The sequence below is a fragment of the Chelativorans sp. M5D2P16 genome, assembly GCF_034427935.1.
Taxonomy (GTDB): domain Bacteria; phylum Pseudomonadota; class Alphaproteobacteria; order Rhizobiales; family Rhizobiaceae; genus Chelativorans.
Map to the genome: position 1 here is coordinate 353,134 of NZ_JAXQNM010000013.1, position 25,068 is coordinate 378,201.

Below are 25,068 nucleotides of genomic sequence, written 5' to 3' on the forward strand. Positions count from 1 at the left end.
TAATCGTCGGGTTGGGCGGATGGCGCTGAGACACTGCATGGTCTTGGGCTTCTCCTTGAGCGTGGCAGCGTTCTCGGCAGAAGCGTTGGAGCTCGTTGCGGCTGGAAATCACGGTGCCGAGCAACCACCCGTCCCCGGAGCCTCGTCACGGCGCACCAGTGCGGGCGGGACCACGTTCGACGCCAAATATGCGAAGATCTATGGGCTCCTCGAAAGCGATGCCGCGCTCAGGACCAAGATCAGGAAGGCGGCGGCGCTGTTCGGCATCGCACCGATCCACGTCATTGGCGCGATCGTCGGCGAACACACCTACAACGTGGACGCCTACGACCACCTTCAGACCTATTATGTGAAGGCCGTTTCCTATCTGGAAAGCTCCTTTTCCTTCTCCCATGGCGGCGAAAGCCTGGCATCTTTCCTCGAACGTCCGCAATTCGATCTATGCGATGAGGAGGCAGGCAGCCATGAAGTGTGGAGCTGCCGCGAAGCGGTCTGGGACAAGGCCTTTCGCGGCAGGACCGTCGAGGGCAAGCGCTTCCCTGACGACCGCTTCAGCGCCGTCTTCTTTCAACCCTTCTATGCCGGCCAGACCTTCGGGATCGGGCAGTTGAATCCGCTGACGGCCCTTCAGGTGACGGATATGGTGCATGAGGTCACCGGGCTGGAAAAGCTCGATTACGGCGATGCGCAGCAGGTCTACCGCACTATCATGAATCCGGACATCACGCTCTACTATGTCGCCGCGACGCTCAAGAAAGCGATCGATGCCTATGCCGATATCGCGGGGTTCGACATCAGCAGCAATCCGGGGCTGACGGCGACGCTCTACAATGTCGGCAATCCGGAAACACGCGCTGCCCGGCTTGCCACGGAGAACCGGCTGCGCCGCAAGCAGGGCCGGGCACCGAAACTGCCCAAGGTGAACTATTACGGCTGGCTGGTGAACGACAAGCAGGAAGAGCTCGAGGCGCTTCTGGCCGATTCCTGATCGTGGCGGCCATTCGGCTTCACGGTTCTTCTCGGCGCCTATCGTTCAGGATCGCGGATAGCGTCTCGTAGAGCCGCGTAAGTTCCTTCTCGTCGAGATCGGCGATGTTTCGGGCAAGCAGATTGGCGATCGCCGTGGCCCTCTCCGGCAGGCCCGCGGTGTCGACGACAACGCGCGGATGGGACAGCTCCGCCAGGCGTTGCAGATCGTCCGCCTCATCCCAGATGACGTTGAAATAGCCGATTATCTTCTGGACCATGGCCCAGTTGGGCGGGCTTCGCCGGCCGTGCTCCAGCGCGGAGAGATAGGCCGGGGTGACGCCGAGCGCAGTGGCCATGTCCTTCTGACTGACGCCCTGCGCCTGTCGCAATTCGCGTACGCGCCTGGCAAAGGGCGTCATCGCCGCCCTCCCGCACGCCGCAGCCGGATATACAGCGCTCCGGAGCCCCCATGGCTTCGTGCCGCCTCCTCGTAGCCACCGACGATGGCGCGGAATGGCGGCGTCGAGAGCCACTCGGGCACCGCCCGGCGCAGAACCCCCCTGCCGCCACTCGAAGTGCCCTTGCCGGTGATGACCAGCACGTAGCGCCGCTCGGCCTCATAGGCGCGGCGCAGGAAGGAGAGCAGGAGCATGTGCGCCTCTTCCTGCGTGAGGCCGTGCAGGTCGACACGCCCTGCGATCTCCAGACGGCCGCGGGCGAGCTTTTCACGCGTCGGGGCATCGAGCTTGCGCGGGCGCGGCTTTTCCGGCGGGGCGGGGCGCGTTTGCGTGTCGAACAGCGACCCTGCCGGTGCGTCGTCCTGCTTCCGCGTCGCCGCGGGCGGAGACGGTACTTCCTCCTCCGCCGGGAGGGTCTTTCCCGGCAGCGGCGTCGCCGTGCGCGCCACGCGGCTCCAAAGCACGCGATCCTCCGCCGACAGGCGCTTGCGGCTCACTGCCCCCTCCCCTCCCGCATCAGCGCGCGCGGGAGCAGTGCATGAAACACGGCCTTGTGCCGGATAACGCCGGCGACCGAGCCGGCGGCACCGCCGGTGCCCATGAAGAGATCGCCGCGCGCCGGCCCCGTGATGGCCGAGCCCGTGTCCTGGGCGATCATCAGGCGGCGGTACGGCCGTCCGTCGACCGACAGATCGGGTGCATCGACGAAGAACGGCGTGGCGAAAGTGTGCAGAATGCGATCGACAGCCAGCGAGCGCCCTGCCTCGAGCTGCACCTTGGCTGCGGCGACGGGTCCGAGATCCGACTCTCCCGCAGGAGTTTCGCGGAAGAAGATATAGGATCTGTTGTGCCAGAGGATCTCGTCCACGCGGTGCGGATTACGGGCGAGCCATGCGCGGATCGCCTGCATGGTGACCCGCTCGCGCGGAATCTCGCCCAATTCGGCGAGCACGCCACCGATGCCGGTGAAGGGGTGGCCGGACTTGGCCGCGTAGGTGATGCGCCGGGTGGTCCCGTCCGTCATGGAAAGGCGGGCGGCACCCTGCACATGGATAAAGAAGGCATCCACCCGGTCGGCCAGCCAGCACAACTCGAGACCGCGGCCCGCGAGTGCGCCGCGATCGATCGCCTGGCGGTCGTGATAGGCAACGAGCCGCCCGCCGGCGCATCGGGCAAAGGCGAAGGAGGGGTCGAGGTCGCGCGGCAGGTCCTGTCCGTCGACGTCAACCAGATCGTCGGGCCGGCGGTAAAGCGGCACGGTGAAGCGCCCCTCACCCACCGGCGAAGCCTCGACCTCGGGCTCGTAATAGCCGGTGACGAAGCCTGCCGCCCCCTGTTCCGCCTCGATCCTAAAGGGGACGAAATGCCGCTCGAAGAAGCGGCGTGCCGTCTCTTCGGCAACCGCGCCCACTATCGCACGGGCATCAGCGAACGCCTCGGCGAATGCCTCCGCACGAACGCCCAGACGACCGGTGCGGTAGGGCCGCAGCGAGGCCTGAAAGGCACAGCGCCGGAATGTCGGGAAAGCGGCCGAAACCGTGTCGGTCGACCATCCCGGCAGATCGGAATAGGAGATGGGTCGGAATAGGGTCGACAGGCTCAAGGGGGCACCTCCCCTTGGCCGCGGGCCGGCCGCAAGGAGATCACTCCTCGGCTTCTGTGGCCACCAGCTTCCAGTTGGGGTCGCGGGCGCGGGTGTCGCGGGCGAAGGTCCAGACATCCTTCACCTCGGCCACGGTTTCCGGATCACCGTCAATGATGCTGCCGGCGCTGTCACGCGTGGCGGAAATCAACTCGCTGACGATGCGCATTGTAACGTGCGCTTCCGTGCCCTTCATCTCGGCGCCGACGATTGCAGCCTTGTCGATGCCCACGAAAGAGGATTCGATCTTCTCCGAGCGCTTCTCGCGCTCGTCGATGGCCGAGACGAACCCTTCATAGACGTCGCGCGACAGAAGGTTCTTGAGCGTGCGCCGGTCACCGTCGGCATATGCCATGACGATCATCTCGTAGGCCAGCTTCGCGCCCTCCACGAAGCCCGCGGGGTCGAAGGAGGGGTCGGCGTCCTTGATGGCGCGAAGGCCCTTGTTGAGCTCCGTGCCGGGCTCGGCGACGGCATCGATGGCGGTGTAGTTCTCCTCGTTCTCGGCGCCGCCCTTGCGTCGCGGCAGGGAGACCACATTGTCGGACTGGTCCGCCTTGCGCGACTCCGATTGGCGGGTGCGCCCGGCGGTGTAGGGGTCGAAGGGCGGGCGCTCGTTCCCCGTGCGGCGGCCGAGCACGTTGCGCAGCTGGAAGAAGATCACGACCGCCGCGACCAGGAAGAAAATCGTACCGAAATCGAAAAATTCCATTTTGCCCAGCCAAAGCCGCTTTGTCGTTGCGCCCGATATGCGGGGCGCCCTCGCCGGCGGCGGCCCAGTGCCGCCGCATTGATTGGCATATAGAACGCACACACTGATCATTCAAATGATCGCGGTGCGTTCCTATCTTACCGCATACGAGGTTTCACTCCTCTTCACGAAACGAGGTTAAACCAAAAAAGTGCCATTCTCCATAATTCCATTCCTGCTGCTTGCGATTCCCCTGCTCGAAATCGCGGTTTTCGTGCTGGTGGGTCAACAGATCGGTGTCCTGGCGACGCTGGGTCTGGTGCTGGCGACCGCCATCGGCGGATCCATTCTCCTGCGCGTCCAGGGGTTCGGGGTCATGGCACGGATTCGCAAGACGATGGACGAGGGCCGCATGCCGGGACGGGAACTGGTGCACGGCTTCATGATTCTGATCGCCGGTATTCTTCTCCTGACCCCCGGCTTCGTGACCGATACACTCGGATTCCTCTTGTTCATCCCCGCGCTGCGTGAAGCGGGGTGGGCGTTCCTGCGCAAGCGCATCGTGATCATCGGCGGCTCCAGGCCGCAGGGCGACCCGCGCCAGCGTCCGCAGGACCGGGTGATCGATCTCGATATGAGCGACTATTCCAGCACCGATCCCGATCAATCGCCGTGGCGGGGACCGGGCGGGCGAGGCGAATGACCCCCCGTGTGCTTGTCTTGCCATGAAGCCCGTGCTAGCAGCGCTGCGATAGTGGGACGCGCCGGACAGGCGCTTGAGTGACGAGGACGCAGGCGGATGGCTGAAAAACCGCAGGAAAACCCCCAGGCGAAGCAGGGTGAGGCGAAGGGCACGGACGGCAACGGCGCCCAGGCCAGCCTCAGCGTGCTGACCCAGTATATCAAGGATCTTTCCTTCGAGAGCCCCGGCGCGCCGCAATCACTACGCGCACGCGACAAGGCACCCGCGATCAACATCAACGTCAACGTCAACGCCAATCCGCTGGGTGGCACCGAGTATGACGTTGTTCTGACGCTGAACGCACGAGCCGAGGCCGACAATTCGGTTCTGTTCAATGTCGAGCTGGTCTACGGCGGGGTGTTCCGCATCCAGAACGTGCCCCAGGAACGCATGCTGCCCCTGCTCTTCATCGAGTGCCCGCGTCTTCTCTTCCCGTTCGCGCGGCAGGTGATCGCCGACGCGACGCGGGGCGGCGGGTTCCCGCCGCTCATGATCGATCCGATCGACTTCGCGCGCATGTTCCAGCAGCGCATCGCCGAGGAGCAGACAAAGAGCAAGGTGCAAGTGACCTGAACCTCTGTTCCCGGGATGAGGCGCACGAAGCCAGGCGGCTCAGCCTGGCTTTTCTTTGGGCGCAACCGGCTGGCGGCATGAAATGCGGACGGGTTGCGGTTGCCCCTTTGGGGACGGTCAGCCGATTTCACCCCGCTCTAAGCGCTTTCGGCCTGTTTTCCATCCTCGGACATGCCGTGTCCGGTCTTCAGCCAAAGTGCGTTTTCGCCGATTTCCGCGACCATCGCCGCGTGCGCCTGGCGCTCGGCGGGGCTGAGACGCGGTGCTAACGGGCGGACACGGCTGCCGAGTGTGACCGGACCGCCCGCTTGCCGTTCTCCCTCGGCAGGCTTGGCCGGCGCCACCTCAAGACCGAAGGTCGCCTGCTTGCCGCCGGCAAGCTCGATATAGACTTCCGCCAGGAGCTCGGCATCTAGAAGTGCGCCGTGCTTGGTGCGCCGCGAATTGTCGATCCCGTAACGGCGGCAGAGCGCATCCAGCGAGTTCGGTCCCATCGGATGCTTGCGGCGGGCAATGGCCAACGTGTCGACAACGCGCGCCGGGTCCACGAAAGGCTGTCCCAATCGGTCGAATTCGGCGTTGATAAAGCCTATGTCGAAATTGGCATTGTGGGCAATCAGCTTGGCATCCTCGATGAACGCCAGGAAATCCTCCAGAATCTCGGCGAATGTCGGCTTGTCGGCGAGATCCGCATCGGAGATGCCGTGAACGGCGTGGGCGTCGGGATGGACCGGGCGCCCTTCGGGATTGATGAACAGATGCAGCGTGCGGCCGGTGGGAAACCGGTTGTCCAGTTCCACGCAGCCAAGCTCGATGACGCGATCCTCGCGTGAGTCGAGGCCGGTCGTCTCCGTATCGAAAATGATCTCGCGCATCCGATTCGCTCCCCGCGGCAGGATGGACCAGAAGCCGTGGCTGGAGCAAGGCGGCTAAGAATGGTTGGTGTCAGCGCGCAGTCAGTTGTCCAACGATATCGCGCACGGCCAGGCGGGCTGCGTACATGCCGAGGCTGGTGTCGATAATGAAATCCGCACGCCTTCGCTTCTCTTCGTCGGGCACCTGGCGCTTCAGGATGGCGGCGAACTTCTCCTCCGTCATGCCGGGGCGGGACAGGACGCGTTCGCGCTGGACCTCATGCGGCGCGGTGACGACGACGATCTTGTCCACCCGGTTCTCTCCTCCCGTCTCGAAAAGGAGTGGGATGTCGAGGAGGACGAGCGGCGTGCCTTTTCTCCGATGGTCGGCGACGAAACGGTCGGCATCCCGGCGCACCATGGGATGGATGAGGTCTTCCAGGGCCTTCAGCGCATCGGGCTTACCGACCACGGCGCGCGTCAGCCGGGTACGGTCCACCGCGCCGTCGACCACGGTCCCCGGGAAAAGTTTCTCCACCACAGGCGCCGCTTCTCCGGCGTAGAGACGATGTACTGCCGCGTCGGAGTCATGCACCGGCACGCCTTCCTCGGCAAACATGCGCGCCGTCGTCGATTTGCCCATGCCGATCGAGCCGGTGAGGCCGAGGACGATCACGCCCCTGCTCCCAGATCGGCAACGACGATTTCGCGCAGGCGGGGTGTCACCTCGGGACGGACGCCGAACCAGCGCTCGAACCCGGGAACGGCCTGGTGCAGGAGCATGCCGAGGCCATCCACGGTTTTGAGCCCGCGTCTGGCCGCGGCGGCGAGGAGCGGTGTCCTCAGGGGCACATAGACGATGTCTGTCACCACGGCAGCGGACGGGAGCGGATCAAGATCGATCGACAACTCTCCGCCGCCTTTCATCCCGAGTGACGTGGTGTTGACCAGCAGCGTGGTATCGGCGAGCAGTTCCGGCAATGCCTCCCAGGGATGGGCGCTGATGCGACCGTCGCCTGCCGCCAGTTCCTGCGCGCGGGCCAGGGTGCGGTTGACGATGCGGATTTCGCCCATGTTCCGGCTTTTCAACGCATGCACGACCGCCCGGGCTGCGCCTCCGGCGCCGAGGACGGTGGCGGTTTTCTCCCTATCCCAGCCTGGAGCCGAAGCGTCGAGGTTTGCGGCGAAGCCGTAAGCGTCCGTATTGCCGCCGTAAAGCCGGCCGTCCTCGATCCAAAGCGTGTTCACCGCGCCGATCGCCTCGGCCGCCGCGTCATGCCGGTCGACCAGCCGGAAAGCGCTCTCCTTGTGCGGTATGGTCACATTCCCGCCCGCATAGAGGCCGCCCGCAAGGCCGCCGATGAACGCTTCGAAGTCCCCTGGCGCGACGTCGCGCGGCTCATAGCTGCCCTCGATGCCATGCTCCTTCAGCCAATTTCCGTGGATGAGCGGCGAGCGCGAGTGGGCGACGGGATGGCCGCAGACGAAGGCGCGCAGTTTGTCAGCCATCGATCACCCCCAGCACGCGCAGCTTTTCCAGAAGCGGCAACAGGGGCACGCCGACAATGGTGAAGTAATCCCCGTCGATCTTTTCGAAGAGCTGGATTCCTTCACCCTCGATCTGGTAGGCGCCCACGCTCGTCAGCGCCTTTTCGCCGACGCGTGAGAGGTGGCGGCCGATGAAACCGGGGTCCAGCCGCCGCATCGTCATATGCGCGAGGGAAACGTGCCGCCACACGGCCCCTCCGCCGCGCGCCAGGACGACAGCGCTGTTGAGTTGGTGCGTTTGCCCGGAAAGTGCCAGGAGATGGCGGCGCGCGCCTTCCATATCCGCCGGCTTATGAAAGGTCCGGTCGCCGAGAGACAGGGTCTGGTCGCCGGCGACGACCCAGCGTTCCGGATGGCGTTCGGACACGTCCACGGCCTTGGCTTCGGCAAGCACCAGCGCGATGTCCTCGGCACTGGCGCCAGTCTCTTCGAGCGGTTTTTCCGCGGCCCGTTCGTCCACTTCCGGGGCGATCGCCTCGATGCGCAGGCCGGCATCTTCCAGAAGCCGCCTGCGGAAAGGGCTGGTCGAAGCGAGAATAATGGTTTCCGGCTCTCTCGGCATGGGTCTTCGCCTTTTCACCAGGGTTTGCCGCGTAACGCCAGAATGGCGGCTGCGGTTTCTTCGATCGAGCGGCGGGTGACGTCGATCACCGGCCAGCCGTGACGGCTGCACATCTGGCGCGCATAGGCCAGCTCGCGGGCGATGGTGGTGCGGTCGGCATAGGTGTCGAAGTCGCTGGCCGACGCCGCATTGGTCAGAAGCCGGTTCTGCCGCACCTGCGAGATCCGTTCGACCGAAGCCACCAGCCCGACCACCAGGGGGTGGTGTGCCTGTGCCACGCTGTCGGGCAGCGGCGCATCGAGGACAATCGGTACATTCGCGGTCTTGATCCCGCGGTTGGCCAGATAGATGCTGGTGGGCGTCTTCGAGGTTCGCGAGACACCGACGAGAACAATGTCAGCCTCGTTGACGTCGTGGGGCAGCTGGCCGTCGTCGTGCTCCATGGTGAAGTTGAGCGCGTCAATGCGGCGAAAGTATTCTGCATCGAGCACATGTTGCGCCCCGACCCGGCGCCCGGCGGGCGTGCCGAGATAGGACTGGAACACCGTGAGGACGGGCTCCAGCACCGAAACGCTGGGCAAACCCATCGCCGTGCAGCGCTCGTCGATCTGCCGCGCCAGGGTCTGGTCGACCATGGTGTAGAGAACAATGCCCGGCTCCTCGTCGATCTCGGCAAAGACCTTGGCGATCTGCTTCTCGGTGCGGACGAGCGGATAGATATGCTCGATCGCGCGGGCGTTCTTGTATTGCGACGCCGCGGCCCGCCCGGCGGCCAGAAGCGTTTCGCCCGTGGCGTCGGAGATCAGGTGCAGATGGAAGAAGCTCTGGGTTTTTTGCACACCGTGCGCTCCGGCTCTGTGGAGAGATGTTGATAGCGCGGTGCGTCGATGAAGGCGAGGCACCGCCGCGGGAAAAAGTCGCGCATCATCCACAATTCACGACGATGCGGAGATCGTTCTCGGCTTGTCGAAAACTTCGTGAAAAGAAGATGCCATTCACATGCGCGAGCGCCGGAACCTTTGAGAAGGACCCTTGCAAGTCCTTGAATAGGATTTCCATTTGACGACCATCCCCAGGTTTGTCCAGCATGTATCCGTGGCCTGCGCGGCAATATGCGCAGCCGCGGATGTGGGAGAGCCGTGGACAGATTTTAATCCACACTCCAAACAGACTCGTAGAATCAGAAGAATCCCCTTTATTGGATTCTTTATTTTTTGAATCTCCTGGAGGCCTCCGGCGTGACGGCACGGAATTTCATCGAGGCGGTAAACGGTCAGTCGGTCTTCCCACCGCCCATCTGGATGATGCGTCAGGCGGGACGCTATCTGCCGGAGTATCGTTCGATGCGGCAGAAGGCCGGCAGTTTCCTGGATCTGTGCTACAACCCCGATTTCGCGGTCGAGGTGACGCTTCAGCCCATCCGGCGTTTCGGATTCGACGCTGCCATCCTGTTCTCCGATATCCTGGTTGTGCCGCATGCGCTCGGCCGGGACCTGCGCTTTGAGGAAGGGGTGGGGCCGAGGATGGAACCGCTGGCTGAAGCCGAGATCGATGATCTGGCTCGGGAAGGGGGCGACTTTCACAACCGGCTGGCGCCCATCTACGAGACGGTGGGCAGGCTAAGAAGCACGTTGGATCCGGAAACGGCCCTGATCGGCTTCTGCGGTGCGCCCTGGACGGTGGCGACCTATATGATCGCCGGGCGCGGAACGCCGGATCAGGCGCCGGCACGGCTGTTCGGCTATTCGTCTCCGGAAGCCTTTGCGCGGCTGCTCGACGTCATTGCCGTGCGCTCGGCTGAATACCTGATCCGCCAGGCGGATGCCGGCGCCGATGCGCTGCAGATATTCGATTCCTGGGCGGGTGTGCTGGATGAGGAAAGCTTCCAGGCCTGGTGCGTGCGGCCTGTGGCGGAAATCGTCCGGCGGGTGCGCGCGCGCCATCCGCATGTGCCGATCATCGGCTTTCCGAAGGGCGCCGGCGTGTTCTACGGCGATTACCGCGTGGCAACCGGCGTGACGGTGCTGGGGCTGGACTGGACCGTGCCGCTCGGCCAGGCGCGCGCGTTGCAAAAACGGGGTGCCGTGCAGGGCAATCTCGATCCGATGCGCTTGTGTGCAGGGGGGCGGGCACTGGATGAGGGGGTCGATGCGATCCTGGAGGCGCTGGGCGGCGGGCCGCTGATTTTCAACCTCGGCCATGGCGTGACGCCGCAGACGCCGATCGCCCATGTGGAGAGAATGGTAAGCCGCGTGCGGGAGGCGAGCCGATGATGGCCGAGATTCAGAGCAGTGGTCGAAAAGCGGCGCTGCGCGCCATGGTCTCGCTGCTTGTCTTCGCGGTATCGGCGGTGCTTTTCTTCCTGTTCGTCGGCGAGGACTTTTACCAGTGGGTGAAGGCCTTCCACGTCATCGCCATCATCGCCTGGATGGCGGGTATGCTCTATCTGCCGCGGCTGTTCGTCTACCATACGAACGCACGGCCCGGTTCCACGGAGAGCGAGACGTTCAAGGTGATGGAGCGGCGTCTGCTGCGCGCCATCATCAACCCGGCCATGATCGCAACATGGGTATTGGGCCTGTGGCTGGCATGGCGGGGGTTCGGCTTTTCCGGCGGATGGCTGCACGCCAAGATCGCGGCGGTGATCGCTCTGTCGGCGCTGCACGGCTATTTCGCGCGGACGGTGCGGCTCTTTAGCGAGGACCGCAACATCAGGAGCACACGCCACTGGCGTATGGTTAACGAAGTGCCAACGCTGTTGATGATCGTGATCGTCATCCTGGTGATCGTGAAGCCGTTCTGACCAGGCCGACCGGCAAGCTTCCGGCGGCCCGATTTTTTCTCCGACGGGAATGAAAAGGCGCCTTGCTCTTTATCCGTCGGGGCGATAAAAGGACGGTTCCTTCCCTCCTCGTCCGGTGCCTTTTCTCCGACGATCCCGGACGCCGCCGGTGCCGCAGGCACCCCGGCCATTCTCCAGGCTTCCAAAATGCATTCAGAGTCCGCCACCATGCAGGAAATGAAGTTACAGGAGCTGAAGAGCAAGACGCCGACCGATCTGATCGCGTTTGCCGAATCGCTTGAGGTCGAGAACGCCAGCATCATGCGCAAGCAGGAGCTGATGTTCGCGATTTTGAAGAAGCTCTCGACGCAGGACATCGAGATCATCGGCGATGGTGTCGTGGAGGTTCTCCAGGACGGTTTCGGCTTTCTGCGCTCAGCCTCCGCCAACTATCTGCCGGGCCCGGACGATATCTACATCTCGCCGTCGCAGATCCGGCGTTTCTCGCTCAAGACGGGCGACACGGTGGAGGGGCCGATCCGCAGTCCGAAGGAGGGCGAGCGTTATTTCGCTCTTCTGAAGGTCAACTCGATCAATTTCGAGGATCCCGAGAAGATCCGGCACAAGATCCATTTCGACAATCTGACGCCGCTCTATCCGGACGAGCGGCTGCGGATGGAAGTGGAGAACCCGACCTCGAAGGACCTTTCCGCACGCGTGATCGATCTGGTCGCGCCACTCGGCAAGGGGCAACGCGGGCTCATCGTGGCGCCGCCGCGGACCGGTAAGACGGTGCTTCTGCAGAACATCGCCTATTCGATCACCACCAATCACCCCGAATGCTACCTGATCGTGCTTTTGATCGACGAGCGGCCGGAAGAGGTGACCGACATGCAGCGCTCGGTCAATGGCGAGGTGGTGTCCTCGACCTTCGACGAGCCCGCCTCGCGCCATGTGCAGGTCGCCGAAATGGTGATCGAGAAAGCCAAGCGCCTCGTTGAGCACGGGCGCGATGTCGTCATCCTGCTTGATTCGATCACCCGTCTCGGACGGGCCTATAACACTGTGGTGCCGTCTTCCGGCAAGGTGCTGACCGGCGGTGTCGACGCCAACGCCCTGCAGCGTCCGAAGCGCTTCTTCGGTGCCGCGCGCAATATCGAGGAAGGCGGCTCGCTGACGATCATCGCGACTGCGCTCATCGATACGGGCAGCCGCATGGACGAGGTGATCTTCGAGGAGTTCAAGGGAACGGGTAATTCCGAGATCGTGCTCGACCGCAAGGTGGCCGACAAGCGCATCTACCCGGCCATGGACATTCTGAAGTCCGGCACGCGCAAGGAGGACCTGCTCGTGCCGCGCCAGGACCTGCAGAAGATTTTCGTCCTACGCCGTATTCTGTCGCCGATGGGGACCACCGATGCAATCGAGTTCCTGAACGACAAACTCAGGCAGACCAAGAACAACGCAGAATTCTTCGACTCCATGAACACCTAAGGCGGAGAGGCGGGCTGGAGCATTTTGCAGCCAAGTGGAATCACTTGGCGTGGCACAAATGCGGCGAAAACAAACAGATAGAGCAGGCGAGCGAACGAATGTGAGCGCACCTGCTCTAGTCGCGCGCGGCGGCCCGCAGCGCCGCCTCAAGCGTACTCGTATCGCGCAACGGGGGCAGACAGCTCTGGCCGATGCACAGCCAGGCACCCGGGATCTGCCGATCAACGTTGATCCCGGCCATCCTTTCGGCAGCGGTCTCCCTTTCACCAAGAAGGATATCGACACGGCGCGGATCCGGGATTCGATTCGATACCGGAACGAAGCGCGGATGATCGCTGATGAGCAGCTTCATCGGCCGCTGGGCCAACGATGCCGTATGGACGATGCCGGCCTGGCCGTGCATCTGGCCCTGGGTCCGGTCGAGCGCGGCTTCGGCCGCCCGTACGGCTTTCTCGTAGGTCGCATGGTCGCCGGTGGCGGACGAAAGCTGCACCAGCGCACGGATGGTCTGAGCGGTTGCGGAGGGCACGGCTTCGTCGACATCCCCGCGGATACGCATCGGCAGGTCGTCATTGTCGGCCGCTGTCAGGAAATAGCCGGTGCCGGACCCGTCGGCATGCCATTCTTCGAGCTTATCCGCCCACTCGCGCGCCTGCTGCAGGAACACCTCGTCCTGCAAAGCGCCGTGGAGGCTGATGGCAGCCGAGATCATCGCGGCATAATCGCTGGCGAGCGCGGGAAAGAGCCGCTTGGCGGCTCTGATGCTGTGGGGCAGACGCCCCCCCTGCATCGATTCGCACACGAAATGGTAGGCGTTACGGGCAGCTTCAATCCATGCATCGTGCGCAAACTGCCGGCCGGCCGTCGCAAGTGCCTCGATGGCCAGCCCGTTCCAGTCGACGAGCACCTTGTCGTCGCGTCCCGGCCGCGGGCGCTTCTCCCGCGCTTCCCTGAGTTGGTCGAGCAGGTCTTTCAGCGGGTCTTCGTCGGATGGTGATTCCAGCGACGGCCGGTCCAGACGGTGCAGTATGGGATCGCCTTCCCAACCTTCCGGTTGGGAAAGACTGTAGGTGGCCAGAAGCCGTTCGGTTTCGGAACCGAGGACCGCTTCGATCTCGCTGCGGGTCCAGAGATAGAATTTTCCCTCCTCGCCTTCCGAATCCGCATCGAGGCTTGAGGCAAAGGCCCCACCTTCCACACGCATCTCGCGCAGCATCCAGGTCAGCGTCTCGTCAATGCGCTTCTTGAAAAGTGGGTCGCCGGTCTCGGCATGGGCATAGCATGCAAGGCGCACCATCTGCGCATTGTCATAGAGCATCTTCTCGAAATGCGGCACGAGCCATTGCGGGTCGGTGGCGTAGCGCGCGAGACCACCTCCGACGTGATCGTAGATCCCGCCGGAGAAAATATAGCGCAGGGTGCGCACGACCGCCTCGCGATGTTCGGCGGTACGGTGTTCCAGCCAATCGAGCCACAGCACGTCGAGGAACGGGGCGTTGGGGAACTTCGGCGCGCCCTTGAGCCCGCCATACAGGGGATCCGTGACGGACCCGATCCGCTGGGCGAGCGCGCGTAATGGCGGTTCGAACGCCGTGTCCGCCCCCGACGCGGGGGCCGCGAGATTCTTCTGGACATGGTCCGAAAGGACTTCGGCGCTGCGCTGCAATTCGTCCTTCTTTTCCCGCCAGGCGGAATGAATCGCTTCCAGCACCTGGACGAAGCCGGGCCGCCCGAAGCGGGTCGTCCTCGGAAAGTAGGTTCCTCCCCAGAACGGCTTTGCGTCGGGTGTAAGGAACATGGTCAGCGGCCAGCCTCCCTGCTCTCCCGTGGCCTGCAGGGCGGTCATGTATATCTGGTCGATGTCGGGGCGCTCCTCGCGGTCCACCTTGATATTCACGAAAAGGCGGTTCATCACGTAGGCAACATCGGGATCCTCGAAGCTTTCGTGGGCCATGACGTGACACCAGTGGCAAGCGGCGTAACCGACGGAAAGCAGTATCGGCTTACCGAGGGCCTGCGCTTCCGCCAACGCCTCGGCTGACCAGGCACGCCAGTGGACGGGATTGTTCTTGTGCTGCAAAAGATAGGGGCTGGTCTGCTCGTCGAGCAGGTTGCGCTGCGGAAGGGGCACGGTCATATCTCCTGAGGCTTCCTGATACGGTGGAAGGTAGAGCGAGTGCCATGGCGGATCAAATCATTGCGCGAGACACGATCTTCGCACTTTCGAGCGGCGCCCTGCCCTCCGGCGTCGCGGTCGTGCGGCTTTCCGGTCCGGCGACCGCCGGCGTGCTCGAGCGGATGACCGGAAGCGTTCCCCCGCCGCGCCGCGCAAAGCTGACGGCGATCGCGAATGGCGAGGATGTCCTGGACCGCGGCTTGTGCCTTTTCTTTCCGGGGCCCACAAGCTTTACGGGCGAGGATTGCGGCGAGCTGCATCTTCATGGTGGTCGCGCGGTGGTAGCGGCCGTGCTCGACACGCTCGGATCCCTTCCCGGCATGCGGGCGGCCGAAGCGGGTGAATTCACCAAGCGTGCCTTTCTCCACGGAAAGGTCGACCTGACGGGCGCGGAGGCGCTCTCGGACCTGATCGCCGCGGAGACGGAGGCGCAACGGCGTTTCGCGCTCGCCAACAGCAGCGAGCAGCACCGGATGCTCTATGAAGGCTGGCGGCAGCAGCTCATCCATGCACGGGCGATGATCGAGGCGGAGCTCGATTTTGCCGATGAATCGGACGTACCGGGATCCGTTGCCGAGACGGTTTGGGCAGAGGTCACGGACTTGCGGGCGGCCATCTCCGCTCATGCCGCCACCTATCGGGACGCGGAGATCCTCCGGGACGGTTATCAGGTGGTGATCCTGGGTGCGCCAAATGCCGGCAAGTCGAGCCTTCTGAACGCGTTGGCGCGGCGCGATGTCGCCATCGTCACCGACGAGCCCGGGACGACGCGCGACATTCTGGAGGTGAATCTCGACATCGGCGGAATGAAGGTGGTGCTGACCGATACCGCGGGAATTCGCGAAGCGCGCGGGCGGGTCGAGGCGATCGGGATCGAACGCTCCCTGGAGCGCGCCGAGCGCGCGGATCTGGTTCTCCTGCTCGAGGACGCTGCGGCCCCGGTGCCCTTTCGCGGACTTCCGGACCGCCCTTTTCTGCGGGTTGGAAACAAGAGTGACCTGCTTGTCGGTCAATCGCCGGACTATGACTGCCTGATTTCGACGGCCTCGGGCGACGGGCTGGAACGCTTGCTCGATCTCCTGCGCGAAAGATCAGCGGGATATCGGGAGCGCGCGGGTGAAATCCTGCCCTTCCGCGCGCGCCATGTCGCGCTCTTGAATGAGGCTGTGGAGAGCCTCGACGCCGCCTTACACGGCGTTCCGGAGGATCTTGAGCTGCGGGCGGAGAATCTTCGCGTGGCGTCCGCCGCCCTCGGTCGGGTCTGTGGCGATATCGATGTGGAGGATCTCCTTGACACGATCTTCTCATCGTTCTGCATCGGCAAGTGATTCACGTGAAACATGGTCGGTGGAGTGCGAATGGTTCAGCCTGCGTTCCGCTGCACGCGCCCTCCCCGCCACCGGTTAACCATGGCTCGAAGTGACGGCCAAGGCGGAGAGGCTTTGCGCCCCGCCACCCAGCCGAACTACAATGGCGAGCATCCTTGCACCTCGAAGTCTTCTTCACTTTTCGTGCTCACCATCGCCCGCACATCACGTGCTCGGTGGGTGCAGGGAAAAGCCGGTGCCAGCCGATTGCCCACGCCGCCGCAAAGCGCTTTCACCTCGCCAGCCCTGCGCTGCCTGATGATTCACGTGAAACATCCAAAGTCTGTGCGGCAGCGATCTCTCTAGGCGGACCGGAGGTACTCGAACCCGTTTCACGTGAAACATTCTTGCGCACTTGACTAGTGGACGCGATATGCGCATCTGAGGTCAATCAGAGGAGTTGCTATGTCGGAAGCGTTCGATGTCGTTGTGATCGGCGGTGGTCACGCCGGGTGCGAAGCTGCTGCTGCTGCCGCACGCGCGGGGGCCAAGACGGCACTAGTGACGTTGCGCGCGGATGCCATCGGCGTCATGTCCTGCAACCCGGCCATCGGCGGCATCGGCAAAGGCCAACTCGTGCGGGAGGTCGACGCCCTGGACGGTCTGATGGGCCGTGTGGCCGATGCCGCGGGCATTCAGTTCCGTCTTCTCAATCGCCGCAAGGGGCCGGCAGTGCGCGGTCCGCGGACGCAAGCGGACCGAAAGCTCTACCGCAAGGCAATGCGGGCGGCAATCGAGGCGCAGCCCGGCCTGCACGTCATCGAGGCCGAAGCCCTTGCGCTCGGCATTCACGACGGTCATATCGATCACTTGGTTCTTTCCGGCGAACGCCGCATCACGTGCGGTGCCGTTGTCCTGACCACGGGCACATTCTTGCGGGGCCTGATCCATATTGGCGAGCGCACAATTCCTGCCGGTCGGATGAACGAACCGGCCGCCAAGCGCCTTTCGGCATCCATGGAACAGGCCGGCTTCGCCCTGGGCCGGCTGAAGACGGGCACACCGCCGCGTCTTGACGGCCGGACAATCGATTGGTCGGCGCTGGGCCAGCAGACGGCGGATCCGCATCCCGTGCCGTTTTCATTGATGACGGACCAGATTGCCAATCCGCAGGTCGCGTGCGGGATCACCCGTACCACGCCGGCCACGCACGCGATCATCGAGGCAAACCTTTCCCGTTCGGCCATGTATTCCGGCGCGATCGGTGGTGTCGGGCCGCGCTACTGTCCGTCGATCGAAGACAAGATCGTGAAGTTTGGCGAGCGCGACGGGCATCAGATTTTCTTGGAACCGGAAGGGTTGGACGACGATACGGTCTATCCCAATGGCATTTCGACCTCTCTGCCGGAAGCCGTTCAAGATGCGTTTCTCAGGACCATCCCAGGACTTGCCAATGTTCGTGTTCTGCAACCGGGCTACGCGATCGAGTATGATCACGTAGACCCACGGGAACTCGAGCTCTCCCTTGAGGCGCGGCGCGTGCGTGGTCTCTTTCTGGCCGGACAGATCAATGGGACGACCGGCTATGAGGAGGCAGCGGGGCAGGGAATCCTTGCTGGCATCAATGCAGCCCGAACTGCCTCCGGTGGTCAGACGATCACCCTTGGGCGCGCCGACGCTTATATTGGCGTGATGGTGGACGACCTGGTGACGCGGGGGGTGAGTGAACCCTATCGCATGTTCACGTCGCGGGCGGAGTTTCGCCTGTCATTGCGCGCTGACAACGCCGACGCACGCCTGACGCCGCTTGCGATCGACTGGGGTATTGCATCCTCACCGCGGCGGGAGCGGTTTGAGTCGTGGGAACAAGAGCTTAGTGCTGCCCGTTCGTGTGCCCAGGCATTGATGCTGACGCCAAACGAGGCGGGTCGGCACGGGATCGCGCTCAACCACGATGGGGCGCGTAGATCTGCCTATGATCTGCTGGCCTATCCGGATGTGACGATGGCTCGACTGGTTGGGATTTGGCCGGAGCTTGGCGCCATTACGGCCAAGACGGCCGAATGCCTCGAAACCGAGGCACGATATTCCGTCTATCTCGAGCGACAGGCAGCCGACGCTGAGCGCCTGCGCAAGGACGAGGAAACCATCATTCCGGTGGACACCGATTTTGGCGCGGTGGCGGGTCTGTCCAACGAGCTGAAGGACAAGCTGCGAAGGCACAGGCCACGCTCGCTGGCAGAGGCGCAAAGAATCGACGGGATGACCCCCGCCGCGCTGGCACTGATCCTCGTCTCCTTGCGTCAAGGCGAAAGGCGGAGGGCCGCGTGAGCGACGCCGTGGCTTTCGACGCCCTGCAGAAAGCTGCCGGGCCGGTTTCACGTGAAACATTTGCGCGGTTGCAGAGTTTCGAGCGGGAGTTCAATCGCTGGGCCGTACGCATCAATCTGGCCGCGCCTTCGACCCTGCCGCATCTATGGGAGCGGCACATTCTCGATAGCGCACAGCTGATCCGGCTCGCACCGGAGGCCACCCTGTGGGTGGATCTGGGCTCCGGCGGCGGGTTTCCCGGCGCCGTTGTCGCCATTTTGCTGACCGAAAGGCCGGGCAGTCATGTCGATCTGATCGAAAGCAACCGCAAGAAAGCGGCATTTCTACAAACGGTCCTGGCCGGCCTGAAGGCTCCGGCGCGAGTCCATTCCCGGCGGATCGAGGAGAGCTATGATCTTGTGGCGCAGCCGGAAATCATTACCGCGCGCGCACTCGCACCGCTGCCGCGCCTCCTCGAACTGGCTGAGCCCTGGCTGTCGAAAGGTGCCCGGGCGCTCTTTCATAAAGGCCGGGATTACCAGAGGGAAATCGAAGAAAGCTATAACGTCTGGCAATTCGATCTGGTAAAACACGGCGAGTCGCTCGGTGGTGACGGCGTCATCCTGGAGATCAACAATCTCCGACGTGCTCGCTAGCCACTGGCGCGGCAACGGGAAAATCACTGCCGGCAGGAGCTTATGAGCACGCGACCGCGCATCATCACTGTGGCAAACCAGAAGGGCGGCGTCGGGAAGACGACCACGGCCATCAATCTGGCCACCGCGCTCGCCGCAATCGGCGAAAGGGCGCTGATTGTCGACATAGACCCGCAAGGCAATGCGAGCACCGGGTTGGGCATCGACCGACAGGCGCGCATGATTTCCTCCTATGACGTGCTGACGGGGGCAGCCGGAATCGCAGAGGCAGCCATGGAGACCGCCGTTCCGGGGCTCTCCGTCATCCCCTCCACGCTCGACCTGCTCGGAATTGAGATGGAAATCTCGGAGGCGGCGGACCGTGTTCTCAAGCTGCGCCGCGCGCTGCGCGAGGCGCCGGAGGCGATCCCCTATTCCTATGTGCTCGTGGACTGCCCGCCTTCGCTTAATCTCCTGACTTTGAACGCCATGGCGGCGGCCGATTCGATCCTCGTGCCGCTGCAGTGCGAGTTCTTCGCCCTGGAGGGTCTGAGCCAGCTTCTCGAGACGGTCGAGCAGATCCGCACATCCATTAACCCGCGTTTAACCATACAGGGCATCGTTCTGACGATGTTCGACCGCCGCAACAACCTCGCCAATCAGGTGGTCGAGGATGTTCGCGCGCATATGGGCGAGGCGGTGTACGAGACAGTGATCCCGCGCAATGTCCGTGTTTCCGAGGCGCCGTCCTATGGCAAGCCCGCCATCCTCTACGATCTGAAATGCTCCGGCAGCCAAGCCTATCTGCAACTCGCCTCCGAAGTGATCCGGCGGGAACGCCGCCTGCGGGCGGCATGAAGTCTCTCCGCCCGCCTCTAGACCAGTGGAATCGCCATGAACGAAGATCCTTCGCGTAAACGTCTCGGCCGGGGCCTGGCCGCCCTCATCGGTGAAATGGACAAACCCGCTTCCGAGGAGCAGGAAACCGTTCGTGCCGATCGCTTCGTGCCGATCGAGTTCATCTCCCCGAACCCGCGCAATCCGCGACGCAATTTTGCCGAGACGGATTTGGCCGATCTGGCGCAATCCATTCGCGAGCACGGCATCGTGCAGCCCGTCGTGGTGCGGCCGTCCCCCGCGGAAGGACGTTTCGAGATCATCGCGGGTGAGCGCCGCTGGCGTGCCGCCCAAAGGGCCGGGCTGACCGAGATCCCGGTCATCGTCCGCGACGTCGACGACAAGGCCGCGCTCGAACTCGCCATTGTCGAGAACGTCCAGCGATCGGATCTGAACCCGCTCGAGGAAGCGCGCGGCTATCAGCAGTTGATGGACGACCACAACTATACTCAGGCCGACCTCGGGCAAGTGATCGGCAAGAGCCGCAGTCACGTTGCCAATACGCTGCGCCTCCTGAGGCTGCCGCCGGCGGTCAGCGATCTCATCGTCGACGGTTCGCTCACGGCCGGCCATGCGCGCACATTGGTCAATGTCGAAGATCCCGCCGGGCTTGCCAAGCGCATCGTCGAGCAAGGCTTGTCGGTGCGCCAGGCGGAATCGCTGGCCGGCGCGCCGGAGCAGGCCGAAAAGGGCGGCGGGTCGAGCGGCCGGAAGGAGAAGGACGCCGACACGCTTTCCCTGGAAAGGCTGCTGAGCGACCACACCGGTCTGAAGGTGACCATCAATCACAAGGAAAAAGGCGGTGAACTGCGCATCGCCTATCGCACCCTGGAGCAGCTCGACGAGCTTTGCCGCCTGCTGCAGCGATAAAGCGGCATAGCCATTGCCAAGAACGGCTCGTCTTCTTCCGCAAGCTGCAGGATCGGATTATGCCCGCTCCTCTAGGATTCCAGCTTGTGTGCCGGGGACGGTCAGCCGTTGTCGCTCCGAACGAAAACCGTTCGGGAACCTGACTTCCATCGATCAGGCGGAGCGCGTCTGTCTTATCCTCCCATAAGGTCTCAACGCGCGGCGCGGGCGCCTTCGATCGCCAGCGCCAGCAGCGCCTGCCGGCTGACGGGCTCGGCTACCGCCTGGTGTTGGCGGGATTTCAGGATTGCCCGGTGCAGGCGATCTGCCGCCGCCTCAAGCATCTTCCGGTTCCAGTGCTGAAGTGCCTGCTCCACCATGCGCCTGCGCGCAAAGAAGACCGGCGGTCTGGCACTTGCCACCGCGGCGGCGGGCGTCTTTCCCTGAGCCTCCATCTGTGCGCGCATGAGCTGAAGCGTCTGCACGTGGCGTAAGGCGGCGGAAAGCACGAGGAAGGGAGGGCTGCCGCTGGCCAGATGGCGGGCAAACAAGGTGTCGAACTCGGCAATACGCCCGCACATCACGGCATCGACGGCATCGTCAGCGCTAAGCTTCGAGGCATCGCCGATCGATGCACGAACGTCTTCGGCGCGGACCTCGCTCATTCCCGCGCAGTAGAGCGCAAGCTTCTCCAGTTCGGAGCGTGTCGCCAGCCGGTCCCCGCCGAGATTGGCCTTTAAAAGCTGCCGCGCATCGAGCGCGATGGAAAGCCCCGCGGCACCCAGAACCTCGTCGATGACCGCGTCGACACCACGCGCGTCGTCGGTATAGCAGGGCAGGGCGATGGCCGATTTCCCGCTCTCCGCGGCACTGCGCAGGGCAGTGCCCTTCTTCAGGTCGCCGGCTTCCACCAGGATGAGGCATCCCTCGGGCGGATCGGCGATAAGGGCGGAGATGGCGGATGTGAGTGCTGCATTGTTGGCTGCGCCACGCAGCCAGACCAGCCGGCGGTCCGCGAACATCGGCACCGTGCGGGCCTCGTCCAGCAACCGGCCGGCCGCTTCCGCTTCCGCGGCGTCGATCCTGACCACGGTGAAGGGATCATCCAGGGGCAGGCCGCTCCCGCGCGCAAACGCTGCCGCGCGCTCCGAGACAAGGCCCCGGTCCGGCCCGTAGACGAGGACGACGGACGTGGCGGGATCGGGCCGGGCGAGCCAGCCGTCGACTTCATGTGCCTTCTTCTGTGCCATGGGCCGGACGTTAAAGCATTTTGCAGCCGGGTGGAATCACCCGGAATTGCACAAGGCGACAAAGAAGATGGGTTAAGGTGGCGGCGCAAGCACATCCTACTGCTTCGAGGATGCGTGGAAAACAGCGCCGGCACCCGTTGCCATGTAGTGGCACTGAACCGTCGATCTGCAGGCCGCACCATTGCGGCCCTGGCATGTCCGCCGGAGCTTGACATCCGCGGTGTCGGCGCACCGGCTTGCGGCAAAGCCGCATAATGGCGATGTTCAGGCGCTCAGCCGCTGCCGGACCAGTGTGGTCCAATAGGAACACCCCCATGGGATGAGTTCGTCGTTGAAATCGTACTCGGGGTGGTGCAGCCCGGCCGAAGGGCCGTGGCCGGCAAAGATCATTGCGCCGGGGACTTCCTCCAGCATGAAGGCGAAATCCTCGCCGCCCATGACCGGGGCGAGATCCGTCTGGACATTCGCTTGTCCGGCGACCTCGGCGGCCGCGGCGGCGGCAAGTGTGGTCTTTTCCGCATCGTTGATAGTCACGGGATAGCTGCGGATGTAATCCAGATGGGCCTTGGCGTCGAAGGCGGCGGCAATGCCGGCGACCGCTTTTGACAGCCGTTGCTCCACCTCGTCGCGGACGGCCGGGTCGAGCGTGCGCACGGTGCCGGTCAGCATGACCGATTGCGGAATGACGTTGAAGGCGTCACCGCCGTGAATGGTGGTGATGGAAACCACCGCCGACTTCAGCGGATCGATGTTGCGGGAAACGATCGTCTGCACCGCCTGGATCAGCGATGCCGTGACCGTGAGGGGGTCCACCGTCTGGTGGGGAAAGGCCGCGTGGCCGCCCACGCCCTCAACCCGGATGCGGATCTCGTCGACCGATCCCATCACCGGGCCGGATGCGATGGCGAACTGGCCGAGCGGCAGGTTGGGCTTGTTGTGCAAACCGTAAATCTCGTCGAGGGGAAATCGCTTCAAAAGGCCATCCTCGATCATGGCCTTGGCGCCGGCGCCGCCTTCCTCGGCCGGCTGGAAAATCACGACGACGGTGCCGTCGAAGGCGCGGCTCTCCGCTAGCTGGCGCGCGGCGCCCAGCAGCATGGTGGTGTGGCCGTCATGGCCGCAGGCATGCATGCGACCCGCTGTGGTGGAGGCCCAGGGCGCCCCGCTGGCCTCCTCGATCGGCAGGGCATCCATGTCGGCGCGCAGGCCGATCATACGCCCCTTTGTATCGGTGTTGCCGCGGATGACTCCGACGACGCCCGTGCGGCCGAGGCCGGTGACGACTTCATCGACTCCAGCCGCGCGCAGGGCGTCTGCGACCCGGGAGGCGGTGCGGTCGACTTCGTAGAGCAGCTCGGGATGACGGTGCAGGTCGCGGCGGAATTCCGTCAGATCGTCGAGTTGGCGGGCAATCCAGTTTTCGATGGCCATGGTTCGTCCCCTATGCTCGGGCTTTCGGCTTCATACGGTAGCGGAAGTCGCAATGGCTCGCGCCCTTCATGATGGTCTGGGTGCGCGTCAACTCCATATCGGGATTGTAGCCTATGCAGAAATCGCCGTCCCGGTTGCAGGATAGGAGATCTCCGATGTGGCCGAGACCCATCTCCTTGTACATCTCGGCATAGCGGCAGCGCGTGACGTTGAACGCCAACTCCTCCTTGTCCGCCGCGAGTACCTCGATCCGGAGTGCATCCTCCCTAGTCCAGTTCGGCATGATGGCGAGGAAGTCCTCGAGATTCGGTGTGCGCCCGAGTTCTTCGGCGAAGCCCTTGCCGTGCTCGATGGCCGCGTTGGATATGGCCTGGCCGATCACGGCGCGCGCCTCCTCCTCGCCGGAACGCTCGCGGATAACCTCGTAGACATGTTTCATGAGCATCGCCTCGATGCGGCGGCGCTCCAAGATCGGCATTTTCCGCATGGCGAATTCTCCTGTTCCCGGTTCAGTCGAGCTTCAGTTCCGCGTGGTCGCGGCGCTTGTACCAGGCGTGGATCAGCGGTGCGATCCGCCTGGCGATGGAGTGGAAGGGAATAGCCTCCGGCTCGGTGAGCGGCAGCGCACTTTCATTTGCCGGCTTACCGTCAACTATACTCGCCAGTTCGCGCCCGAGCGCGACCGAAAGGGCGACGCCCCGTCCGTTGCATCCCGTCCAGCTCCACAGATCAGGGCCAAGGCGATGGAAATGGGGGAAGCGGTCGCGTGTCATGCCGACGCGGCCGCTCCAGACATGGGTGAAGTTGATGCCGGCGAGCTGCGGGAAAGCCGCGGCCAGGTTTTCGCGTGTCCGCGCCGTCACGCGGGCCGCAGCATTGCGGTTGCCGAGAACGGAGCCGCCAGTGATTAGCCGGCTACGCGCATCATAGCGGAAAAAGCGGAGATCAGCACGGGTGTCGGAAACAGCCTGTCGCCCCGGCAGAATCTCGGCACGCAGGTTGTCGCCAATCGGTTCGGTCGCCATCTGCCAGGAAAGAATGGGGACCACGCTGTGCGAAATGCGCGGTTCGAGGGTGCTTTCCAGCGCATCGGTATAGGCGTTGGTGGCGAGGACGACGGCACGCGCGCACACCGATCCTTTCGGACACCGAGCACGCCAGCCGTCACCTTCCCGCTTGTAGTCGATGACGGGCGATCGCTCGTAAATCGCCACGCCATGACGCCGACAGGCAGCGGCCAGACCGCGGACCAGCGCCAGAGGGTTGATATGGCCGCCCGTCGGGTTGAACATGCCGCCGAACCAGTATCGGGAGCCGAGCAGCTTTGCTGAGGCTTGTGCATCGAGAAGCTCGGCGGGCGCGCCGAAGCGCTGCCAGGCCTTAACGCGTTTCTCGCTGAGGCGGAGCCTGCCCGGTGAGTGGGCCGGCTGGAACCAGCCCGTCTGCTCGGCCTCGCAGTCGATTCCCTCCGTCTCGGCCAGGCGGAACAGGGTCTCGGCACTCTGTCCGATCAGGCGGGCGAAGCGTTCGCCGGTCTCTCCGAAACGTTGGACGAACGCATCCGGCTCCACGGCCGACATGGTGGGGATGACCTGGCCGTTGTTGCGTCCGGAGGCGCCCCAACCGATTGCCCGAGCTTCCACGAGTATTACCTGCCGACCTCTTTTGGCGAGATGCAGCGCCGTCGACAGGCCGGAGAAGCCGCCACCGATTACCAGGACATCCACTTCCGCGTCGTCTTTCAAAGCGGGTGCGGGGTCCGGCGCCGGAGTCACAGCGGCCCAGAGCGACGGCGGCCATTCGATGTTGGTGTCGGTCATGCGCAGGTTCCGGTGAAGAAAAAAGTCGATCCGCCCGGCAGGCCGCTCGCCGCGCCGGCTTTCAGCAGCGACCGGTTG

General features: G+C 63.9%; 25 protein-coding genes. 11 read left to right on the top strand and 14 right to left on the bottom strand.

What is annotated here, in order from left to right:
- The first annotated feature begins 19 nt into the window (after positions 1–19).
- Entirely contained in the window at positions 20–988 is a 969-nt protein-coding gene (locus tag SIN08_RS08995; RefSeq protein WP_322451226.1) for a DUF1402 family protein, read from the top strand.
- A 19-nt stretch (positions 989–1,007) separates the two neighbouring features.
- Here the strand turns inward: SIN08_RS08995 and SIN08_RS09000 are convergent, their stop codons facing one another.
- Genes SIN08_RS09000 through SIN08_RS09015 form a run of 4 tightly spaced genes read right to left on the bottom strand, consistent with a single transcriptional unit; the run spans position 1,008 to position 3,781 of the window.
- Positions 1,008–1,388, bottom strand: coding sequence for a helix-turn-helix transcriptional regulator (locus tag SIN08_RS09000; RefSeq protein WP_322451227.1), 381 nt, complete (start codon positions 1,386–1,388; stop codon positions 1,008–1,010).
- The gene (locus SIN08_RS09005) at positions 1,385–1,924 is read right to left on the bottom strand and encodes a Smr/MutS family protein (RefSeq protein WP_322451228.1); all 540 of its coding nucleotides are present in this window, start codon (positions 1,922–1,924) and stop codon (positions 1,385–1,387) included. The genes SIN08_RS09000 and SIN08_RS09005 overlap by 4 nt, the downstream gene beginning before the upstream one ends.
- A complete protein-coding gene (locus tag SIN08_RS09010) occupies positions 1,921–3,030 on the bottom strand; it encodes a murein transglycosylase A (protein ID WP_322451229.1) in 1,110 nt (369 codons plus the stop codon). The genes SIN08_RS09005 and SIN08_RS09010 overlap by 4 nt, the downstream gene beginning before the upstream one ends.
- A gap of 40 nt (positions 3,031–3,070) precedes the next feature.
- On the bottom strand, positions 3,071–3,781 hold the full coding sequence (locus SIN08_RS09015) for a Tim44/TimA family putative adaptor protein (RefSeq protein WP_322451230.1): 711 nt from the start codon (positions 3,779–3,781) through the stop codon (positions 3,071–3,073).
- Positions 3,782–3,971: 190 nt separating this feature from the next.
- Here SIN08_RS09015 and SIN08_RS09020 point away from each other — a divergent pair, with 190 nt between their 5' ends.
- Both SIN08_RS09020 and secB read left to right on the top strand, forming a co-directional pair.
- Entirely contained in the window at positions 3,972–4,463 is a 492-nt protein-coding gene (locus tag SIN08_RS09020) for an FxsA family protein (protein WP_322451231.1), read from the top strand.
- 96 nt (positions 4,464–4,559) lie between these two features.
- A complete protein-coding gene (gene secB / locus SIN08_RS09025) occupies positions 4,560–5,075 on the top strand; it encodes a protein-export chaperone SecB (RefSeq protein WP_322451232.1) in 516 nt (171 codons plus the stop codon).
- A gap of 137 nt (positions 5,076–5,212) precedes the next feature.
- On the opposite strand, the gene dnaQ is transcribed toward secB, so the two are convergent.
- The 5 genes from dnaQ to SIN08_RS09050 all read right to left on the bottom strand — a co-directional run bounded on the left by dnaQ (position 5,213) and on the right by SIN08_RS09050 (position 8,971).
- Positions 5,213–5,950, bottom strand: a complete 738-nt coding sequence (dnaQ, locus tag SIN08_RS09030; protein WP_322451233.1) for a DNA polymerase III subunit epsilon — start codon at positions 5,948–5,950, stop codon at positions 5,213–5,215.
- A gap of 70 nt (positions 5,951–6,020) precedes the next feature.
- Positions 6,021–6,605, bottom strand: coding sequence for a dephospho-CoA kinase (coaE, locus tag SIN08_RS09035; RefSeq protein WP_322451234.1), 585 nt, complete (start codon positions 6,603–6,605; stop codon positions 6,021–6,023).
- Positions 6,602–7,438: a shikimate dehydrogenase gene (locus SIN08_RS09040; protein WP_322451235.1), complete on the bottom strand. Its 837-nt coding sequence runs from the start codon at positions 7,436–7,438 to the stop codon at positions 6,602–6,604. Before SIN08_RS09040 ends, coaE begins: the two co-directional genes overlap by 4 nt.
- Positions 7,431–8,039 (bottom strand): Maf-like protein, encoded by a 609-nt coding sequence (locus SIN08_RS09045; RefSeq protein ID WP_322451236.1) that lies wholly within the window; start codon positions 8,037–8,039, stop codon positions 7,431–7,433. The genes SIN08_RS09040 and SIN08_RS09045 overlap by 8 nt, the downstream gene beginning before the upstream one ends.
- A gap of 14 nt (positions 8,040–8,053) precedes the next feature.
- Complete coding sequence (locus SIN08_RS09050) at positions 8,054–8,971, bottom strand: pyruvate, water dikinase regulatory protein (RefSeq protein WP_416208038.1); 918 nt, start codon at positions 8,969–8,971, stop codon at positions 8,054–8,056.
- A 306-nt stretch (positions 8,972–9,277) separates the two neighbouring features.
- Between SIN08_RS09050 and hemE the strand changes: the two genes are divergently transcribed.
- The 3 genes from hemE to rho all read left to right on the top strand — a co-directional run bounded on the left by hemE (position 9,278) and on the right by rho (position 12,315).
- The gene (gene hemE / locus SIN08_RS09055; RefSeq protein WP_322451238.1) at positions 9,278–10,312 is read left to right on the top strand and encodes a uroporphyrinogen decarboxylase; all 1,035 of its coding nucleotides are present in this window, start codon (positions 9,278–9,280) and stop codon (positions 10,310–10,312) included.
- Entirely contained in the window at positions 10,309–10,842 is a 534-nt protein-coding gene (gene hemJ / locus SIN08_RS09060) for a protoporphyrinogen oxidase HemJ (RefSeq protein WP_322451239.1), read from the top strand. The genes hemE and hemJ overlap by 4 nt, the downstream gene beginning before the upstream one ends.
- A gap of 207 nt (positions 10,843–11,049) precedes the next feature.
- Positions 11,050–12,315 carry a transcription termination factor Rho gene (gene rho / locus SIN08_RS09065; RefSeq protein WP_322451286.1) on the top strand — a complete coding sequence of 422 codons (1,266 nt, stop codon included), beginning with the start codon at positions 11,050–11,052 and terminating at the stop codon, positions 12,313–12,315.
- 115 nt (positions 12,316–12,430) lie between these two features.
- Here rho and SIN08_RS09070 read toward each other — a convergent pair whose 3' ends face one another.
- Positions 12,431–14,452 (bottom strand): thioredoxin domain-containing protein, encoded by a 2,022-nt coding sequence (locus SIN08_RS09070; protein ID WP_322451240.1) that lies wholly within the window; start codon positions 14,450–14,452, stop codon positions 12,431–12,433.
- Positions 14,453–14,508: 56 nt separating this feature from the next.
- On the opposite strand from SIN08_RS09070, the gene mnmE reads away from it, so the two are divergent.
- From mnmE to SIN08_RS09095, 5 genes are all read left to right on the top strand, one after another.
- A complete protein-coding gene (gene mnmE / locus SIN08_RS09075) occupies positions 14,509–15,819 on the top strand; it encodes a tRNA uridine-5-carboxymethylaminomethyl(34) synthesis GTPase MnmE (RefSeq protein ID WP_322451287.1) in 1,311 nt (436 codons plus the stop codon).
- Positions 15,820–16,263: 444 nt separating this feature from the next.
- Entirely contained in the window at positions 16,264–18,129 is a 1,866-nt protein-coding gene (gene mnmG, locus SIN08_RS09080) for a tRNA uridine-5-carboxymethylaminomethyl(34) synthesis enzyme MnmG (RefSeq protein WP_322451241.1), read from the top strand.
- A complete protein-coding gene (rsmG, locus tag SIN08_RS09085; protein WP_322451242.1) occupies positions 18,126–18,764 on the top strand; it encodes a 16S rRNA (guanine(527)-N(7))-methyltransferase RsmG in 639 nt (212 codons plus the stop codon). Before mnmG ends, rsmG begins: the two co-directional genes overlap by 4 nt.
- A 42-nt stretch (positions 18,765–18,806) precedes the next feature.
- Positions 18,807–19,601 carry a ParA family protein gene (locus SIN08_RS09090; protein ID WP_322451243.1) on the top strand — a complete coding sequence of 265 codons (795 nt, stop codon included), beginning with the start codon at positions 18,807–18,809 and terminating at the stop codon, positions 19,599–19,601.
- Between the two features lie 36 nt (positions 19,602–19,637).
- Positions 19,638–20,510: a ParB/RepB/Spo0J family partition protein gene (locus SIN08_RS09095; RefSeq protein ID WP_322451244.1), complete on the top strand. Its 873-nt coding sequence runs from the start codon at positions 19,638–19,640 to the stop codon at positions 20,508–20,510.
- Between the two features lie 191 nt (positions 20,511–20,701).
- On the opposite strand, the gene holA is transcribed toward SIN08_RS09095, so the two are convergent.
- The 4 genes from holA to SIN08_RS09115 all read right to left on the bottom strand — a co-directional run bounded on the left by holA (position 20,702) and on the right by SIN08_RS09115 (position 24,990).
- Positions 20,702–21,739 carry a DNA polymerase III subunit delta gene (gene holA, locus SIN08_RS09100; RefSeq protein ID WP_322451245.1) on the bottom strand — a complete coding sequence of 346 codons (1,038 nt, stop codon included), beginning with the start codon at positions 21,737–21,739 and terminating at the stop codon, positions 20,702–20,704.
- Between the two features lie 264 nt (positions 21,740–22,003).
- Positions 22,004–23,170, bottom strand: coding sequence for a M20 aminoacylase family protein (locus SIN08_RS09105; protein WP_322451246.1), 1,167 nt, complete (start codon positions 23,168–23,170; stop codon positions 22,004–22,006).
- Positions 23,171–23,180: 10 nt separating this feature from the next.
- Positions 23,181–23,657: an L-2-amino-thiazoline-4-carboxylic acid hydrolase gene (locus tag SIN08_RS09110; protein ID WP_322451247.1), complete on the bottom strand. Its 477-nt coding sequence runs from the start codon at positions 23,655–23,657 to the stop codon at positions 23,181–23,183.
- Between the two features lie 22 nt (positions 23,658–23,679).
- The gene (locus SIN08_RS09115) at positions 23,680–24,990 is read right to left on the bottom strand and encodes an FAD-dependent oxidoreductase (protein ID WP_322451248.1); all 1,311 of its coding nucleotides are present in this window, start codon (positions 24,988–24,990) and stop codon (positions 23,680–23,682) included.
- Positions 24,991–25,068 lie beyond the last annotated feature (78 nt).

Bases quoted from the DNA above. Each gene is read 5' to 3' on its own strand.
- dnaQ (WP_322451233.1), bottom strand. From the start codon at position 5,950: ATGCGCGAGATCATTTTCGATACGGAGACGACCGGCCTCGACTCACGC.
- SIN08_RS09000 (WP_322451227.1), bottom strand. From the start codon at position 1,388: ATGACGCCCTTTGCCAGGCGCGTACGCGAATTGCGACAGGCGCAGGGC.
- SIN08_RS09115 (WP_322451248.1), bottom strand. From the start codon at position 24,990: ATGACCGACACCAACATCGAATGGCCGCCGTCGCTCTGGGCCGCTGTG.
- SIN08_RS09015 (WP_322451230.1), bottom strand. From the start codon at position 3,781: ATGGAATTTTTCGATTTCGGTACGATTTTCTTCCTGGTCGCGGCGGTC.
- holA (WP_322451245.1), bottom strand. From the start codon at position 21,739: ATGGCACAGAAGAAGGCACATGAAGTCGACGGCTGGCTCGCCCGGCCC.
- SIN08_RS09040 (WP_322451235.1), bottom strand. From the start codon at position 7,438: ATGGCTGACAAACTGCGCGCCTTCGTCTGCGGCCATCCCGTCGCCCAC.
- SIN08_RS09110 (WP_322451247.1), bottom strand. From the start codon at position 23,657: ATGCGGAAAATGCCGATCTTGGAGCGCCGCCGCATCGAGGCGATGCTC.
- mnmG (WP_322451241.1), top strand. From the start codon at position 16,264: ATGTCGGAAGCGTTCGATGTCGTTGTGATCGGCGGTGGTCACGCCGGG.
- SIN08_RS09070 (WP_322451240.1), bottom strand. From the start codon at position 14,452: ATGACCGTGCCCCTTCCGCAGCGCAACCTGCTCGACGAGCAGACCAGC.
- SIN08_RS08995 (WP_322451226.1), top strand. From the start codon at position 20: ATGGCGCTGAGACACTGCATGGTCTTGGGCTTCTCCTTGAGCGTGGCA.
- rho (WP_322451286.1), top strand. From the start codon at position 11,050: ATGCAGGAAATGAAGTTACAGGAGCTGAAGAGCAAGACGCCGACCGAT.
- hemJ (WP_322451239.1), top strand. From the start codon at position 10,309: ATGATGGCCGAGATTCAGAGCAGTGGTCGAAAAGCGGCGCTGCGCGCC.
- SIN08_RS09105 (WP_322451246.1), bottom strand. From the start codon at position 23,170: ATGGCCATCGAAAACTGGATTGCCCGCCAACTCGACGATCTGACGGAA.
- SIN08_RS09045 (WP_322451236.1), bottom strand. From the start codon at position 8,039: ATGCCGAGAGAGCCGGAAACCATTATTCTCGCTTCGACCAGCCCTTTC.
- SIN08_RS09095 (WP_322451244.1), top strand. From the start codon at position 19,638: ATGAACGAAGATCCTTCGCGTAAACGTCTCGGCCGGGGCCTGGCCGCC.
- secB (WP_322451232.1), top strand. From the start codon at position 4,560: ATGGCTGAAAAACCGCAGGAAAACCCCCAGGCGAAGCAGGGTGAGGCG.
- SIN08_RS09090 (WP_322451243.1), top strand. From the start codon at position 18,807: ATGAGCACGCGACCGCGCATCATCACTGTGGCAAACCAGAAGGGCGGC.